Here is a 16,701-nt window from a genome sequence, read left to right on the forward strand (position 1 = left end):
CCGGAGATAGATAGGAGGAATGAAATGCAATATTTTCACTCTTGGAGCGGCGGTAAAGACAGCACGGCGAGTATTATCTTGGATCACATTCATGGTCTGCCGTCGTCAAAGATCATCTTTTCCGAAGTGATGTTTGACAGAAAGCGCGGGATCAGCGGAGAACTGCCGGAACATATCCGCTTTGTACGCGATCAGGCAAAGCCGCTGTTTGAAAGCTGGGGATATGAAGTTGAAATGATACACGCCGAAAAAGATTACCTTGACTGCTTCTATCAGCCCACACAGAGAAGCCGCGTTCCTGAACGCATTGGAAAATACGGCGGCTGGCCTATAGGCGGACGCTGCAAGATCAATCGTGACTTAAAAATCCCGCCGATCCGCAGCTATTTCAAAAAGTTGAACCTTGCGGGAACGGAGTACATCCAGTACATCGGTATCGCGCTGGACGAGCCAAAGCGATTGCAGCGGCTGCAAGGCACAAATAAAATCTCACTTTTGCAGCGTTTCGGCTACACCGAGCAAATGGCGTATGACCTCTGCAAAGAATATGGACTGCTTTCCCCGATATACCGCATTTCAAGGCGCGGTGGGTGCTGGTTCTGCCCCAATCAGAGTTATGGGGAGTTGGCGCATCTCATAACAGATCATCCTGAATTATGGGAGGAACTGCGGAAACTGGACGCAGAGAAAAATGTTGTTTCCCACGGTTTTAAGTACGGGAAAACGCTTGAACAGGTAGAAGCGCATATTGAAGATCAAATCCAAAAGCAAAGGAGGCACATCAATGGCTAAGATACAGACCATCTCCGGTCTGTTCGCACACACCTGTGAACAGGTCACACATTCGCCGCAGGCGTGGATGGAGTTCCTCACCACAGCATCCCGGTTCTACAAGGCGTATGATTTTGACGATCAGCTCCTCATCTACGCCCAGCGCCCTAACGCCACTGCCTGCGCGGACATCGGGTTCTGGAATGATGAAATGCGCCGCTGGGTCAATGCCGGAACAACAGCGATCGCTCTCATCCGCAAAGGCTACGGCGGCAAGCCGTATCTGTCCTATGTCCATGATATTGCAGATACCCACCCGGTCAAGGACGGCAAAACGCCGTGGATCTGGCAACTGCGCCCGGAGCATGAAACAGCGGTCTGTGAAATGCTGCGAGAGAAATTTGACGGTAATGGCGCAGACCTCGGCGCTCTGCTGATGGATACCGGCGAAAAGCTGGCACTGGAGGTCTGTGCAGATATGACACAGGACCTCATTTATGAAAAAGCGGACAGTTTTCTGGAGGAGCTGGACGATCTCAACATCGAGGTCGCATTCCGCAATCTGGTTCGCGCCAGCACCCAGTACGAACTGCTGATCCGCTGCGGTGTAGACCCTGCGGACTATCTGGATGAGGACGATCTGCGAGGGGTGACGGACTTCAATACTCCTGCTGTCCTTGCCTACCTTGGCACAGCGACCGCACAGGCAAGCCGTACAGCACTTCTGGAGGTCGGACGCACGGTGCGCCAAGCAGAACTCGACCTGCGAAAAAAAGACCTTGCAAAACCGCCGCAAGTCCTCTATAATGAAAACACGAACTTTATCACATTAGCGCGTGAAAGGAGTATGGAACATGGAGAAGTTGACTTACACCGAACAGAACGGATTTCGGGTGCCGGACCTGACGATGGACGAGATGCCGGAGCAGACGCAGTTGGGACGCTTCGGGAAGCTGCGGGAGAAGTACCTGATGGAGCACCGCAAGGGACTGTACAGCTCGATGCTGATGACCGGCAAGCTGTGGACGCACCTGACGGAGATCGACCGGCAGGCGGCGGAGATGTTGGACCGCGTGACGGAGCAGCAGGCACAGACGATGGGCGTGACCGAGAAACTGAAAGCGGAAAATCAGATGGCGTGGGTGCAGCAGATGAACAACATCCGCCACTCCGCAGAGGAAAGCGTACTGAGCGACCTGATCTACGCTTAACCGAAATCGACACACCGTTTTCCGCACCGGCAGGCTACGGGCAGGTATCCCTGTTCCGTACCCCAGAGGAACAAATTGAACAGATCGCAGACAGCGCAGAGGCACCGGCCCCTGCGCTTTTTCCTGCCCGTCTGACGGATTCCATCACAGACCGTATCTTGGCGGCGGGCGGAAATGAGCGAAACAGCAGTCTGCGGATCTATGCCCGGTATCAGGCAGCGGACAGTGCCGGAAATATTGTGGCGTTTCTGAAAAAGGAATATGGTGTCGGCGGTCGCGGCTTCACCGTGGACGGCGCACCGTTTTCGCTGTGGTTCGATGAAGCCGGTATCTGCATCGCTGCCGGAAAGGCAGCGCGATTTGCGCCGTCTGCGGTGCATTTCACATGGGAACAGGCAGAGCAACGCATCCGAAAGCTGGTAGAGCGTGGCACATACCTGACCGCCGATCAAGTTCCTTGGGCGCGAGGCAATGAGTATAAGGAACTCTCACAAAACCTGTGGTACATGATGCAGGACACCGAAAGCGGCTCTAAAATCAAGGAATTGATGCCGGTGCTGTCTGACTTGTACGCCGGTCCGCCGTATGGGTTCCCGGATGCAACGAAGCGTATTTTGGACACGCTGCAAACGCCGGAAGGATTGAAAACCATTACGGATGAAGTGCGCGTGTTCTACTCTGCCTACGCCGCAGATCCTGAGCTTATGCGATGGAAGCGGTATGCTCCGGTGCGCCAGCTTCGGACACTGGAGGAACTGGCGCAGCCTGCGAGAGTCTTTGCGGCTGACCCGGATTTTCAACCGGTCAAGGTCAGCTTTATCACGCAGGATGAAGTAGATGCGATGATTTCGGAGTATCCAGGCAACACAAAATATCGCCTTTCTGTATCCAGCTATTTCGCGCTGCATCCGGACCGAAAAGAGCGTCAGGATTCGATGAAAAATCGCTTTGGACTCAGCGGTCAGAGCGATATTGTCCGCAATATTTGGTGTGACAGCAAGGGAATGAAGCTGGAACGGTCGGCTGGAGAAAAATATGATGCTGTCCTGCTTCGCTGGCCGCAGGTGGAAAAGCGCATAGCGGAACTGATCGCCGCAGACCGCTTCCTCACAGACGATGATAAGCAGCAGATTCCCGGCTACACGAAAAATGTGTTGGCACGGCGCATTGACCGTCTGTTTGCCTGCGCCCCGGCGACCGCAGAGTGTCCTTACCAGCGAGGCGATATTTCTTCCGACAATACCCCGGAGATCGTGGCAATGCTCACGGAGCCGAAGGAAACCGAGCGCTTGCAGGCGGCTATGCAGAATGTTCTGCAAGGCATGACGCCGGAGGATCGCGGCTACGATGCCTGCATCCGCGCCTACGACAGTCTGACTGCCTACCGAAACGGCACCTTTGACCTATGGAAGTCCGATCCGGCAGTTTCCGCACAGGCCAAGCAAGAGAAAGTGCAGACAGCCGCACAAAAACCGACCTCTGTGCTGGATGAAGCCGCCCGCAAGCTGTTTCGAGGAACAGCACCGCTGGCGGACGGAGATCAGCTTACCTTGGATATGTCCCCGCAGCCGGAACCTTCTCCCGCACCGGAGGAAGAAACGCCGAAGCTGCGCACCATCACCATTGACCTGACGGCAAGGTCAAAGCAGTATGACCTCGGCTATGGACATCTCGGCAACGGCATGACCGTCTGGAACAAGGCAGAGTTGGCCGATGGCGATTACAAGACTGTGGCACATATCCAGCCGGACAGGACAGTGACTTTTTACGAGGATATGCCGGATACTGTGCGGGCGGAGATCGAAAAGATCGCCCGCACCATGGAAATGACTGTTTCCGCAACGCAGGATACCCCGGTGTTCTCCACACCAGCTCAAACGGAGTCGGAAAAGGAGATGGATGGAGAAATTCCTACGGAGCAGGGCAAAGATAAAACGATAATAGTTCCTAATAATGAGAGCGAATCAGTCGCACGATCCGAAGAAACAGCAGACGAACCGGAGTTCCATATCAACGGTGAAGCATACCTCCGCCTGAAAGAAGAATACTCGACGCACATGATCGGTGTGCAGGACGGACAGTACATCCTGTTCTGCGGCGCAGATGCCACGCAGATCGTCAAAGATTATCCCCGCAAGGTCTACGAACAGGACATCCCCGGCATGGGTAAGGTCCCTGTCACCGGCTTTGCCGAGAGCTGGCAGGCTGTGGGCAGCAAGCTCCAGCAGCGGGGACACAGCGTCACCTTTGGGCAGGAGAAAGACGGAGAGTATGAGGTCATTCAAAGTCTGGACATCAGCGAGTATATTCCCCTGCGGATGAAGCTGGAGGAAGACGGGCGTATCTTCACCGTGGAGAGCGTGGATTACAGCGCCGGCGAGGTGGAGCTGCGGGATGATACCTTTGTATCTCACCGGGGATTTCCTATCTTCCGTAATGAGCCGGTGTCGTATGTGCGGGAATGGGTGGAGCAGCAAAGGGATGCAGACTTGACTGCTGCCGCAGAGGGCAAGGAGCCGCTGAACCCGGTCCTTACCGGAGAGGACGCACTGAATGCCGCGCTTCTGGAACAGGCAAAAGGCTTGATCCTCGACTTTTGGAGCGAAGAATATCGATCCGATAAAACGGAATTTCCTCCGGAAACCGACCTGCACCATGTAGGGCTCGCCTACTCCACGGCGGGAGATAACGATGAGCATGAAATACAGGTAGAAGCCGACCTCATTGACTATGCCATCAATTATTACGCAGACGGCGTGTTGGTGCTACAGGAGAAATGGGACAGTCTGCAGGAGCTGATCCACAACGAGCTTGAAACTCTGGACTTCGATGTATTGTATTCGACAGCGGTTCATGAGGCAGACTTCCCGGAGGAGCCGGAACAGTCTAAAAATTTTCATCTGACGGACGGCGACATCAATGTTGGCGGTCAAAAAAGCAAGTATCAGGACAATGTGGCGGCGATCAGACTGCTGAAAGAGCTGGAAACAGAGCAACGCCAAGCGACACCAGATGAACAGTCTATCCTTGCCCGCTACTCTGGCTGGGGCGGCATCCCGCAGGCGTTTGACGAACAGAACGAAAAATGGGAAAAGGAATATTTTGAGCTGAAAACTCTGCTGACACCGGAGGAATACGCCGCCGCCCGCAGTTCCACGCTGAACGCCCACTACACCTCGCCTACGGTGATCCGCGCCATGTATGCCGCGCTGGAGCACATGGGCGTCAAGCCGAACACCGTGTTGGAACCAGCGATGGGCATCGGCAATTTCTTCGGTCTGCTGCCGGAGCACTACCGCAGCGCTAAGCTGTTTGGCATAGAGCTGGACAGCATCACGGGCAGGATCGCAAAGCAGCTTTACCCAGAGGCAAATATCACCGTGGACGGCTTTGAGCGCGTCGAACTGCCGGATAACGCCTTTGACCTTGCCATCGGCAATGTGCCGTTTGGCAATTACAAGCTGTCCGAGCCGCGCTATAACGGGAATAATTTCCTGATCCACGATCATTTTTTCGCAAAATCTCTGGATAAAGTACATCCCGGAGGCATTGTTGCCTTCATCACCTCCAAAGGCACATTGGATAAAAAGGACCGCGCTGTGCGCGAGTATCTGGCGCAGCGAGCCGACCTGCTGGGTGCGATCCGCTTACCCAGCAACGCCTTTGCCAAGAACGCCAACACAGAAGTCACCTCGGACATCATTTTTCTCCAAAAACGGGAGCAGCCGCCGGAGCAGCTTCCGGATTGGGTGGAGCTGGGTCAGACCGCAGACGGTATCCCGGTCAACCGCTATTTTGAGCAGCACCCGGAAATGATCCTCGGCACGATGGTCTGGGACAAGAAGATGTACAGCAACGATCTGGAAACCCGCTGCCTGCCGGTAGCGGGTGCCGATTTGGGGAGCCAGCTTGCAACAGCGATTCAGCACCTCGACCAGCCGGATACACAGCTTCTTTCCACTGACACCGCCGAATCGCCGGAGATTGTGATACCGTCTGTGGAAGAAGCGGAACCGGTTCGCAGCTTCAGCTATACCGAGCAGGACGGCGTTCTGTACTACAAGAACGCGACCGAACTGGAACCGGTGAGCGAAGCTGCGACCACGATGGAGCGCATTCGCGGGATGATTTCCATTCGGGATATTACCCGCAGCCTGATCGACCTCCAGATGCGTGGCGGCACCGATGCAGAGATCCATGAATTGCAAGCAGACCTGAACGATGCTTATGATACCTTCACCGCAAAGTGCGGACTGCTGTGCAGTACGGCGAACAAGCGAGCCTTTGAGCAGGATTCGTCTTACTGCCTGCTGCGGTCTTTGGAAATTATTGATGAGGACACCGGCAAGCTGGAACGCAAGGCAGATATGTTCACCAAGCGCACCATCAACCGAGAGATCGTCATTGACCATGTAGACACGGCAAGCGAAGCGCTGGCGGTATCCATTGGGGAGCGTGCCTGCGTCGATCTGCCGTTTATGGCAAGTCTGCTGGGGCACGAGGACACCGAGAGCATCGTCGCAGAGCTGCAAGGGGTCATCTACAAAGACCCTACGGCCGGAGAAGATCCTCTTGCCGGTTGGCAGACGGCAGACGAATATCTGTCCGGCAATGTCCGAAAGAAGCTGACTGCCGCCCGTGAAGCAGCGGAACGCGATCCTGCCTTTGCCGGGAATGTGACGGCGCTGGAGAAGGCACAGCCTGTGGATCTGACAGCGGCGGAGATCGATGTGCGCATCGGCGCAACGTGGATCGAACCGGAATATTACACGCAGTTTGTACATGAGCTGCTGAAACCCTCTCATTGGGCGAAACGGGAGGTGCGTGTGCTGTACTCCGAAGTTTCCGGCGAGTGGCGCTTGACCGGAAAGACAGCAGACAGCGAAAATAACTCCCTTGCCTATGTGACCTACGGAACCAAGCGCCGCAATGCCTACACCATCATCGAGGACAGCCTGAATCTTAAGGACAGCCGCGTCTATGATACCGTGACCGACGCCAGCGGCAAGGAAACGCGGGAGCTGAATACCAAAGAAACGATTCTGGCACAGCAGCGGCAGGACTTGATCCGGGAAGCATTCAAGAGCTGGATCTGGAAGGACCCGGAGCGCCGGGAAACGCTGTGCCGAAAGTACAACGACCTCTATAACGCCATCCGTCCCCGCGAGTACAACGGTGAGCATCTGCGCTTTACCGGTATGACGCCGGATATTGCCCTCCTGCCGCACCAGCGAAACGCGGTGGCGCGTATGCTCTACGGTGGCAACAGTCTGCTGGCACACTGCGTGGGCGCAGGCAAGACCTTCGAGTGTATTGCCGCCGCAATGGAAGCCAAACGGCTGGGACTTGTAAAGAAAAACCTTGTAGTAGTGCCGAATCACCTGACCGAACAGTGGGGCGCGGATTTTCTGCGGCTGTACCCCGGTACAAACATTCTTGTAGCAACGAAAAAGGATTTTGAACCGGCAAATCGTAAGACCTTTTGCAGCCGGATCGCCACCGGCGATTATGATGCCGTTGTGATCGGTCACACGCAGTTTGAGAAGATCCCACTCTCACCGGATCGGCAAAAGGCGGTCATCCACGATCAGATCGACCAGATCCTTGAGAGCATCGACGAGGCGAAAAGTCAGAACGGCGAGCGTTATACCATCAAGCAGTTGGAACGGATGCGAAAAACGCTGGAGACCCGTCTGGAAAAGCTGAATGACCAGAGCCGTAAGGATAATGTCATTTACTTTGAGGAACTTGGCGTAGATAAGCTCTTTGTGGATGAGGGGCATCTGTTCAAAAATTTGTTCCTCGCCACAAAAATGCGGAATGTTGCCGGCATTGGTCAGACGGACGCACAGAAGTCCTCGGATATGTTCGCAAAGTGCCGTTATCTTGATGAGATCACCGGCGGAAAGGGCGTTGTCTTTGCCACCGGAACCCCGGTCAGCAATTCCATGTCGGAACTCTACACCATGATGCGGTATCTGCAATACGATCTGCTGGAGGAAACCGGACTGCTGCATTTCGATTCTTGGGCGGCGAACTTTGGCGAAACCGTCACTTCGATGGAGCTCGCCCCCGAGGGCACAGGGTTCCGGTCCCGCACCCGATTTGCGAAATTCTTTAACCTGCCGGAGCTGATGGCAATGTGGCGTGAATCGGCGGACATCCAAACAGCAGAAATGCTGAAGCTGCCCGTTCCGGAGCATGAGAGCATCACGGTCGTGACGAAGCCCAGCGCATATCAGCAGGACATGGTGTCTGAATTGGGCGAACGCGCCGAAGCCATCCGCCGCCGCATGGTGGAACCAAAAGAGGATAATATGCTCAAGGTCACATCGGACGGACGCAAGCTGGCGCTGGATCAGCGCCTTGCAGACCCGACACTGCCGGACGACCCGGAGAGCAAGGTCAATGTGTGCGTTCAGAATGTGTATCAGGTCTGGCAGGACACGGCGGAGCAGAGCGGCGCACAGCTCATCTTCTCTGACCTGTCTACCCCAAAGGGTGACGGCTCGTTCAATGTGTATGAGGACATCAAGCAAAAGCTGATGGAAAAAGGCATCCCACCCGAAGAAATCGCCTTCATCCACGATGCAAAAACGGAAAACCAGAAAGCAGAGCTTTTTGCAAAGGTACGCAAGGGTCAGGTGCGCGTTTTGCTAGGTTCTACGGCAAAAATGGGCGCTGGCACGAATGTGCAGACACGCCTTGCGGCACTCCACCATATCGACTGCCCGTGGCGGCCGGCTGACATCGAGCAGCGCGAGGGACGCATCCTGCGGCGCGGAAATTCGTTCAAAAAAGTCAAGCTGTTCAAGTATGTCACCGAAGGCACCTTTGACGCTTATAACTGGAGCATCTTGGAGAACAAGCAGAAGTTCATCGGTCAGCTGATGAGCAGCAAGAACCCGTCCCGTACCTGCGAGGATGTGGACGCTGCGGCACTGAGCTACGCTGAGGTCAAGGCGCTGGCCTCCGGTGATCCCCGCATCATCGAGTACACGGAACTGGACGCACAGGTCACAAAGCTGAAACTGGTCAAGGCAAACTTTGAAAGCCAGAAGTACGCTCTGGAGGACAAGCTGCTGAAATTCTTCCCGCAGTCCATCCTGCGGGAGCAGGAGTTTATCCGGGCGCTCACCGAGGACAGCTCCCACCTTCAGGAGCATACGCCCATCGAGTTTTCCATGCAGATCGGCGGCGTGACCTACACCGAACGCAAAGCCGCAGGTCAGGCGATTCTGGACGCCTGCACCGCTATGCAGGATGTTTCCGAAAAGCGCACGATTGGCGAATATCGCGGTTTTCCCATTACCCTGTGGGCGAATGTGCAGACGCAAAAATTCCAGCTTACGCTCCACCACAAGCTGTCCCAAGAGGTAGAATTGGGTGCGGATGCTGTGGGCAATACGACCCGCATCGACCATGTGCTGGACGAGATCCCAAAGAATCTGGAAAAGCACAAGACAGCGCTGGAAAACCTGACCGCCCAGCAGCAAGAAGCACAAGAGGAGGTAAAGCGTCCCTTTGCACAAGAGCAGGAATTGACCGACAAGACCAACCGTCTGAATGTGCTGCGTCTGGCGCTCCACATGGATGACGGCGAGAAACCGCAGCCGGAGCACACGGAGGAAAAGCCGTCTATTCGCGGAATGCTCAAACGCATGGGCATGGAATCTGCGGCAATGGCAGCTGCACCGGGACGATCTCACAGTCAGGAGGCGGAACTTGCATGAAGCCAGACAGCGGACGCACGATCCCACTCTACTTCAAGGTATCTCCCGAAGAAAAGGCCAGGATCGACGAGAAGATGGCCCAGCTCGGTATCCACAACCGCCGTGCCTACCTGCGGAAGATGGCGGTGGACGGTTACGCCGTCCGAGTAGACATGGCGGACTTTAAGGCGCTGGTATCCCTGCTGCGGATCTGCTCCAACAACCTCAATCAGATCGCAAAGCGCGTGAACAGCACTGGAAATCTCTACGCTGAGGATGTAGCGGATCTACAAAGCCGGTACGGTGAACTGTGGAATGCGGTCAGTACCATTCTGAGCAAGATGGGAAATCTCTGAAAAAGCTTTACTTTACCGCTTTAGTGTGGTATATTAAGGGTGTAAAACAGAGATTGGAGGTTTGGAAAGATGAGGATCGTATTCAAGATTTTGTTGTTCCCGGTTGTATTTGTTCTGTCGATGCTGGTTTGGTTCTGCCGCGCACTGTGCTGGTTCTCATCCGGTGTCCTGAGCCTTGCATCCTTTGTATTCTTTGCGCTGGGCATCGTGGCGCTGTTTGAAAAGGACTATTTCAATGTGGGCGTTGGCATCATCACCGCATGGCTGCTCAGTCCTTTCGGTCTGCCGCTGGCAGCGGAGTGGATCATTGACCGGGTAGAAAATGTAAAAGACGCGATTGCAGCGATATAAATGTAAAAGTGCGATACCATATGGTTTCGCACTTTTTATTAGTCCTTATAGGCATTCCAGTATTGTATTGTAGTTTTATAGATATTTGGAATTATGTTTTTCGAGTGCACAAAATATCTATATGCTGATGAAAATAGAGAGCTGATAAAGAGTGAAACGCTGATCATCAGCAACAGTTGATTCGCTTCTGAACTTTGAGCAAAACTATCCATCGTTGCAGCGACCCATAATGCACCAAATGAAGCAATGGTCATCTGGGCAGAACAGCAACTTTGTTGGAGTCCAAACAGCTGAATAAACCATTGATCAAGATGAAGAAAATATGCAGATAATTCTAAAAATCCGTTGACAAACAAACTGATAATAAGCGAAAGAATTCCAATAATTAAAATTTCGCCAATAAGGCTGGATGAATCTCCACTGATTATCGAATTAAGAAGCGAATCAGTCGTTGAGATAAAGGGTAATAATGAAATACCACAAAGTAAGATTGGATAAAAAATCGCTACATATAGCAAAGTGAGAAGTTTTTTGTAATTTCCTAAAGAGTGAAAAATTGCTTTTCCAAGGTCGATACAGGCAATAATAATTGCGATGATAAAAACCAATGTGCGTCTTAGTAATTTAATTGTCTTATCCTCCGATGGTTAAAGTATACATAATATTGTGATATAGATTGGTTAAAATGTCAATAACAAAAATCAAACCCCGACACGCCAGCGAGGGAAAAAGCATCGCGCAGATACTCAAAGACCGCTTGGATTACAATGAAAATCCAGACAAGACGCGGGATGGTCTGCTGGTGAAAACCTATCAGTGCAATGCTGATACCGCTTGGAAGGAATTTACCGTCAGCAAGCAGATTTACTCATCCATCACCGGACGGACGCGCAAGCCGAAGGAAGATGTTATTTCCTATCTGCTGATCCAGTCCTTCAAGCCGGGTGAGATCACACCGGAGGAAGCAACGGAACTGGGGTATCAGCTTGCGATGGAGTTCACCGAGGGACAGCATCAGTTCGTTGTTGCGACCCATACGGACCGGCATCATATCCACTGTCACATCGAGTTCAACAGCACGACACTGGACTGTACCCACAAATTCAACAATTACAAAGATACCTACCGAACGATTCGGAAAATCAGCGACAGACTGTGCGCGGAGCATGGTCTGTCTGTCATTTCCAAGCCAAAGGAAAAGGGGCAGCACTATGCGGAATGGGCAAACGAGCGCAGGGGAACAAGCTGGAAGGCGGCGCTCAAAAATACCATTGACCGCGTTCTTCCGACCGTCCTCACTTTTGATGATTTTCTCGCTGCAATGCGCCGCGAGGGATACGAAGTTCGGCAGGACGGCAAGTACCTGAAATTCCGCGCAGTCGGTGCCGGACAGGAGCGTTACACCAGAGCGAAAACATTGGGCGCAGACTACACAGAAGAAGCGCTGCGAGAGCGTGTCGGCAAGCCACTGATTCACGCAAAAAGCCGCACCGGGCGAACGGCTGACCCTGCGAAAATCAACCTCATCGTGGATATTCAAAGCCGTCTGCGCGGGCGCGGTCCGGGGTATGAGCGTTGGCTGAAGGTCCATAATTTGAAAGAAGCGGCAAAGACGCTAACCTACCTCACCGAGCACGGGATCACGGAGTACGCCGCACTGGAAAAACTGGCGGCGGAGCAGATCGCAAAACGAGATGCGGCAGTGACAACGATCCGGCAATATGAGCAGCGCATGGAGCGCATTGCGGATCTGCGGACGCATATCGTGAACTATGCCAAGACCCGCGACATCTATCTGCAATACCGCAAGCTGCCAGCCGCGAAGAAGGCGGCGTTTGCCTCAGCACATGAGGATGAACTGATGCTGCACCGCGCAGCGAAGCAGGCGTTTGAGGAATACGGCGAGAAGAAACTGCCTGCAATAAAGGATTTGCAGGCTGAGTACAAGGAACTGCTGGAGAAAAAGCGTGTTGCCTATGCGGAATACCGTCCGCTGAAGCAGCAGACACAGGAGCTGGAAACCATAAAGAAGAATGTGGACAGCTTGCTTCAAATCGATGCTGCACAGCAGGAGCGTGAAGCGGAAAAACGCCGGATCGAGCAATCGCAGGCGAGATAATGTAAAGTGCCGATGGAAAAATCCACCGGCACTTTTTTCTGTATTAAGACTCGTGTGCTTTGTCGTAATGTAATGGAGATGGCGACTCTATGCACAGCCACCGCAGTTCTCAACCAAATGCCTCGTAATACTCACCCAGCTGAACCAAAACGCCGATTTGCAAATCAATACTGTTGTCTACACAAAAGAAATTGATATCGTGAAATTCGCTGTCTGGCAGCACACCTATACGCACAATATCGTCCGCATATTGAATGGGCGGGTATGGCTGAAAAATAAATATACAGGATATAAGAACGGAAACTGCTTGGGATACCACAATCGCCCATAGACTTCTATGCGTCTTGAGTACGATGCGTACTAATTGAACGATGGTGGTTCCTAACAGTATCAGAGCTTTCGGTACACACATCCTATACTGATTGCCGCAGCAGAGTAGCAGCAAGCCATGATATATCCACAAATACTGCGTTCCAAGTAGCGGAGTTATGCTGACTGCAAGAATACTGAAAATGCCCCAATTTATCCAATACAGGATTTTCATGAACCGTTTATCAGAACCGTAACGAAAGCACACAGCCTGTAATACAAAAAGCGGAATAATCAAGAGATAAAAGAACGGAATTTGCGGAATCCAAACATAGCTTTGCGCTGCCAATAAGGACACAAATGCAAGGATGCACGAATATCCCACTGTGTAGGCGCAGATCACTTTATCTGTGCTTATTATTTCTTTCACTGCTGATATTGCTCCAACAATTCTAAAATTTCACCAAATCCATATAATTCTGCGCCTTCTTTTGGAGTACGCTCCGCGGAGCCATCATCAAATACAGTACTTTCATCCACAGCAGCACCGTGCTCTAATAGCAACTTGACCAGTGCAATGTTTCCGGTTTCAACAGCCATCGGTAAACATCTCTGTGCTGCGTTGACATCGCAGCCGATGTCCAGTAGATATTGCACGGTTTCTATCTGTTCTGCCCAGCAGGCGTCCTGCAGGACACTGGAATCTCCGTTCGTGTCATCTGAATGGTAGTCCGGATCGTATCCGAGCGAAACCCAATATTGAATAATTGCTGTTTGTCCGGTCCTTGCTGCGTTTTTCATCGCATACCATGCCGTGGTTTCGTTCACGGGATAGCCATGCTGGATCAGCATCTGCGTAATTTCAACATTGCCGTTTTCGGATGCACCGTCCATAATATTATCAAACACTTCCCAGATACTTACTGTCCCGGTAATGACCGGAGTGCCACTGTCCAGTAAAAGTCGGCAAGCCTCCGTGCTGTTGTTTCGAATTGCGGTGCACAATGCCGCATCACGGCTTTCGGTGTCCCATGATCCCTGTTTCAGCAGGAAGTTCATCACATCGGTATTGTTCTGCATCGCTGCGATTTGCAACAGCGTGTTGTCAGCGGCATCTATGGTCTGAATGGTTCCAAAACCATCCGCAAGCAATAATCTGACAGTATCAGCATTGCAGAAGGCAACGGCGTGACAAAGCGTTTGCAATCGCTCTGCCTCAGAAAGATCGGTTTTCGTCGCCAATTCCTGCACCGTCGCATTGTCACCGCGAATCGCAGCATCAAAGATTGGCGTGAGAATTGTGCTCGTCTGCGACGAATCCAGCAAAGCAACTAATTTATGAATCCGCTGATAATGGGTATACGCGCCTTCAAAATCCAGTGCATGAGATAGCACCACAGGTGTCACCTCTGCACCATAGGAAAGCAACAGGTTCATTGCCGCCATATCGTCATCCAGTTGGACGGCGTAATCTAACGCTGTCCAACCTTCTTTATTCTGCTGCGATACATCTGCGTCGTATCGTAAAAACAGTTCCGCATAATCAGCGGACGAATAATTTCCCTTTCCCGGCAAAAATCCATATTTCTGCGGTTCATAACCTGACGCATACATCAGCAGGGTGTTGCCGTTCCGGTCCGCATAATTCACATCGCTCCCGTTTTTCAGCATCTGTTCCAGAAACAATGGACGAGGGGTTGTCTGCCATACGCATAGGATTGGGCTTGTAAATGCTCCATTTACCCATATGCGGTTCATATTTGCGCCCTCTGTCGCCGCCTCCTGAATTGCATCATAATTGGGGTGAACAACCGCTGATACAAGTCGTTGCGTTGCCTGCATATTGTCCAGCGCTTGTTCATAATCCGGACGACAACCGGTTAGCAAGAAAAGCATCCCCGAAAAGAACAGAAAATATCTCAAGTGTCTCATTTATTATATCCTCCCCAAGTGAATGACACTTTGGTATTTGTTAGTTGTGTAGTCATTTTATTGGAAAGTTTGCTATTTCGGGAACTCGGCTTAGGTTTAACCGTTCTCATAAATGCATTCGCTACATCACGCGACGGGAAGGTAATGCTACCAACCATTGTTAAATCAAGGCAATTTACAATTTCTGTACTTGGTCTAAAACCTGTAATCCACCAATGTGTTGTCGCTGGGCGAATGAACAGCAGATTACGAGGATTATAACTACCTTTATACAGATCAAACTGCATAAGCATCATATCCGTATCTGCCACCGCACTATAGTGGTTAAGACGGTCGCATAGTAAAGATTTGAAATATCTTTTGTTATTATCGGAATAGAGAGATGAATAGTCCAGTGACAACGAATGATCTACTGTATTTATTGAGCGATAATACAGACCAATTTCACCACCTATGCCCATATTTAAGTAATTTCCTTTCCAGCCTTCGATGCGCCATTCCTTTGGTACTCCAGCCTTGGTCGATGCCGTGAAAAATGCTTCAAATCGAGTATAGTTACAGATTTGAAACGCAAAATCATAGAAGTCATTGTAACCTGCACCTCTTTGTGGAGCATTCACAGCAGCATACCATACACCATTTTTTGTATCTTTCTTGAATGCAGCATTAGGAAGCGGATCGATCCATATTGTGGGGCGATTCAATTTCAATGCTTGATATAGATATGCGTCAGTTGTATAAAAATGACCATTGTATTTCCAAATATACCCAGAATTACACGGCAAGTAGTAATATGTACCATTCAGTTTTATCGTCAGATTATTCTTTCGGGAATTCCAACTGATAGTACCATTCTTCTTTTCTACAAATTCACGAATTTGAATTTGTTCCCATCCATATGGATCAACACGGCTTAATGCACTATTTCCGCAATACCCATACCAATTCTCGCCGTCCTTGATGGGGTCTTCCTGCGTGAACCGGTGGTCGGCAGGATCGTAGAAGCGATTCTGCGCGAAATACAGGTCAAGCACTTCGTCCCAAGTGTAGCCGGTGAAATTGTTGGCGTTGTCAATGCCACTGAAATTCGTATCCGTGTAGGTTTCGGTCAGCGGGGTGCTCTTCCCGAAAATTGGTGTCAGCCTTTTGTCATTACGCTTATCTCTATTTTATAACAATTATATGGAGAAAAGTCAAATGATTTTCTAATTTTTATCTGTTCTGAATCCCGAATGTAGTAAAACCGAACCAAGGTTACAAAGTTATCGAAATGTACAGGAATGTTCATCTGGTGTTAACTGGTGTTAAATACTTTGGTACACTTTCTGGTGCAAACACTCTACGGAAGATGGTTCAGTCAGCAACAACGAAGTCAATCACAAACGAACAAACCAAGACGGAAAGCCGTCCTTTGAAGTTACATTCAGAGGGCGGTTTTTGTTTACTCCGAATTAGGCTATTCAGCCTGTCACAGCACCCGACCGGCAAGCTGTGGCGTGCAGCGCGTAAGCCGCAAGCGAAGTCGGGCGCGGTGCTGTTGGGACGCGGTGCAGCCGCGTCCCTTGCCTTGAACCCCCTGTATCTAACAGGGGGGTGGAACTACAACAAGAAACTACAAAAACCTAAGACCCCATGCCGGAAACCTCGTAATCAGCGATTCGGCAGTGTCCGAAACTTCCGGGTTAGGGTATTTGACATAGAAAGGAGCCTGTCTTATGAACAGCACTATCAGTGAATATATTAAAACCTCGCGTCTGGAACTTGGTTTAACGCAAGACGAACTCGCCCAGCGTGCCGGTATCAGCGTTCGCTATCTGCGTGACATTGAAAACGACAACGGTATTCCGTCCGATTGGGTATACGAAAGTTTGCAGCAGGCACTCTTCAATCACGAACAGAACCGCATGAAATGGGGCGCACAGCTTCGTAAGACGCGCCGC

The 16,701-nt window shown here is 51.5% G+C and carries 10 protein-coding genes; 6 read left to right on the top strand and 4 right to left on the bottom strand.

The genetic code is table 11. The features are described 5' to 3' along the window. Positions 1–24 precede the first annotated feature (24 nt). The 4 genes from DW724_RS03620 to DW724_RS03645 all read left to right on the top strand — a co-directional run bounded on the left by DW724_RS03620 (position 25) and on the right by DW724_RS03645 (position 10,401). Positions 25–792, top strand: a complete 768-nt coding sequence (locus DW724_RS03620; protein ID WP_118760685.1) for a hypothetical protein — start codon at positions 25–27, stop codon at positions 790–792. Then, on the top strand, positions 785–9,715 hold the full coding sequence (locus DW724_RS03635) for a helicase-related protein (RefSeq protein WP_243105680.1): 8,931 nt from the start codon (positions 785–787) through the stop codon (positions 9,713–9,715). Before DW724_RS03620 ends, DW724_RS03635 begins: the two co-directional genes overlap by 8 nt. Next, the gene (locus DW724_RS03640; protein ID WP_118760688.1) at positions 9,712–10,050 is read left to right on the top strand and encodes a plasmid mobilization protein; all 339 of its coding nucleotides are present in this window, start codon (positions 9,712–9,714) and stop codon (positions 10,048–10,050) included. The genes DW724_RS03635 and DW724_RS03640 overlap by 4 nt, the downstream gene beginning before the upstream one ends. 69 nt (positions 10,051–10,119) lie before the next feature. Next, the gene (locus DW724_RS03645) at positions 10,120–10,401 is read left to right on the top strand and encodes a CD1845 family protein (RefSeq protein ID WP_118760689.1); all 282 of its coding nucleotides are present in this window, start codon (positions 10,120–10,122) and stop codon (positions 10,399–10,401) included. A 38-nt stretch (positions 10,402–10,439) separates the two neighbouring features. Here DW724_RS03645 and DW724_RS03650 read toward each other — a convergent pair whose 3' ends face one another. Continuing rightward, positions 10,440–11,009 carry a hypothetical protein gene (locus tag DW724_RS03650; protein ID WP_117750757.1) on the bottom strand — a complete coding sequence of 190 codons (570 nt, stop codon included), beginning with the start codon at positions 11,007–11,009 and terminating at the stop codon, positions 10,440–10,442. A 149-nt stretch (positions 11,010–11,158) separates the two neighbouring features. Here DW724_RS03650 and DW724_RS03655 point away from each other — a divergent pair, with 149 nt between their 5' ends. After that, positions 11,159–12,520: a relaxase/mobilization nuclease domain-containing protein gene (locus tag DW724_RS03655; RefSeq protein WP_243105681.1), complete on the top strand. Its 1,362-nt coding sequence runs from the start codon at positions 11,159–11,161 to the stop codon at positions 12,518–12,520. Between the two features lie 109 nt (positions 12,521–12,629). Here DW724_RS03655 and DW724_RS03660 read toward each other — a convergent pair whose 3' ends face one another. From DW724_RS03660 to DW724_RS03670, 3 genes are read right to left on the bottom strand one after another with little or no spacing between them, the layout of a single operon-like run. After that, positions 12,630–13,259, bottom strand: a complete 630-nt coding sequence (locus DW724_RS03660; RefSeq protein WP_118564105.1) for a hypothetical protein — start codon at positions 13,257–13,259, stop codon at positions 12,630–12,632. Beyond that, positions 13,256–14,761, bottom strand: a complete 1,506-nt coding sequence (locus tag DW724_RS03665; protein ID WP_117750760.1) for an ankyrin repeat domain-containing protein — start codon at positions 14,759–14,761, stop codon at positions 13,256–13,258. Before DW724_RS03665 ends, DW724_RS03660 begins: the two co-directional genes overlap by 4 nt. Next, a complete protein-coding gene (locus tag DW724_RS03670) occupies positions 14,758–15,903 on the bottom strand; it encodes a DUF4474 domain-containing protein (protein WP_330426314.1) in 1,146 nt (381 codons plus the stop codon). The genes DW724_RS03665 and DW724_RS03670 overlap by 4 nt, the downstream gene beginning before the upstream one ends. A gap of 573 nt (positions 15,904–16,476) precedes the next feature. Between DW724_RS03670 and DW724_RS03675 the strand changes: the two genes are divergently transcribed. Then, a partial coding sequence (locus DW724_RS03675) for a helix-turn-helix transcriptional regulator (RefSeq protein WP_118760692.1) occupies positions 16,477–16,701 on the top strand: 225 nt, incomplete at its 3' end.

The organism is Butyricicoccus sp. AM27-36, assembly GCF_003480945.1.
Taxonomy (GTDB): Bacteria; Bacillota; Clostridia; order Oscillospirales; family Butyricicoccaceae; genus Agathobaculum; species Agathobaculum butyriciproducens.

What these genes read in the sequence shown, in the direction of transcription:
- DW724_RS03645 (WP_118760689.1), top strand. Translation starts at nt 10,120, where the DNA reads ATGAGGATCGTATTCAAGATTTTGTTGTTCCCGGTTGTATTTGTTCTG.
- DW724_RS03640 (WP_118760688.1), top strand. Translation starts at nt 9,712, where the DNA reads ATGAAGCCAGACAGCGGACGCACGATCCCACTCTACTTCAAGGTATCT.
- DW724_RS03635 (WP_243105680.1), top strand. Translation starts at nt 785, where the DNA reads ATGGCTAAGATACAGACCATCTCCGGTCTGTTCGCACACACCTGTGAA.
- DW724_RS03665 (WP_117750760.1), bottom strand. Translation starts at nt 14,761, where the DNA reads ATGAGACACTTGAGATATTTTCTGTTCTTTTCGGGGATGCTTTTCTTG.
- DW724_RS03620 (WP_118760685.1), top strand. Translation starts at nt 25, where the DNA reads ATGCAATATTTTCACTCTTGGAGCGGCGGTAAAGACAGCACGGCGAGT.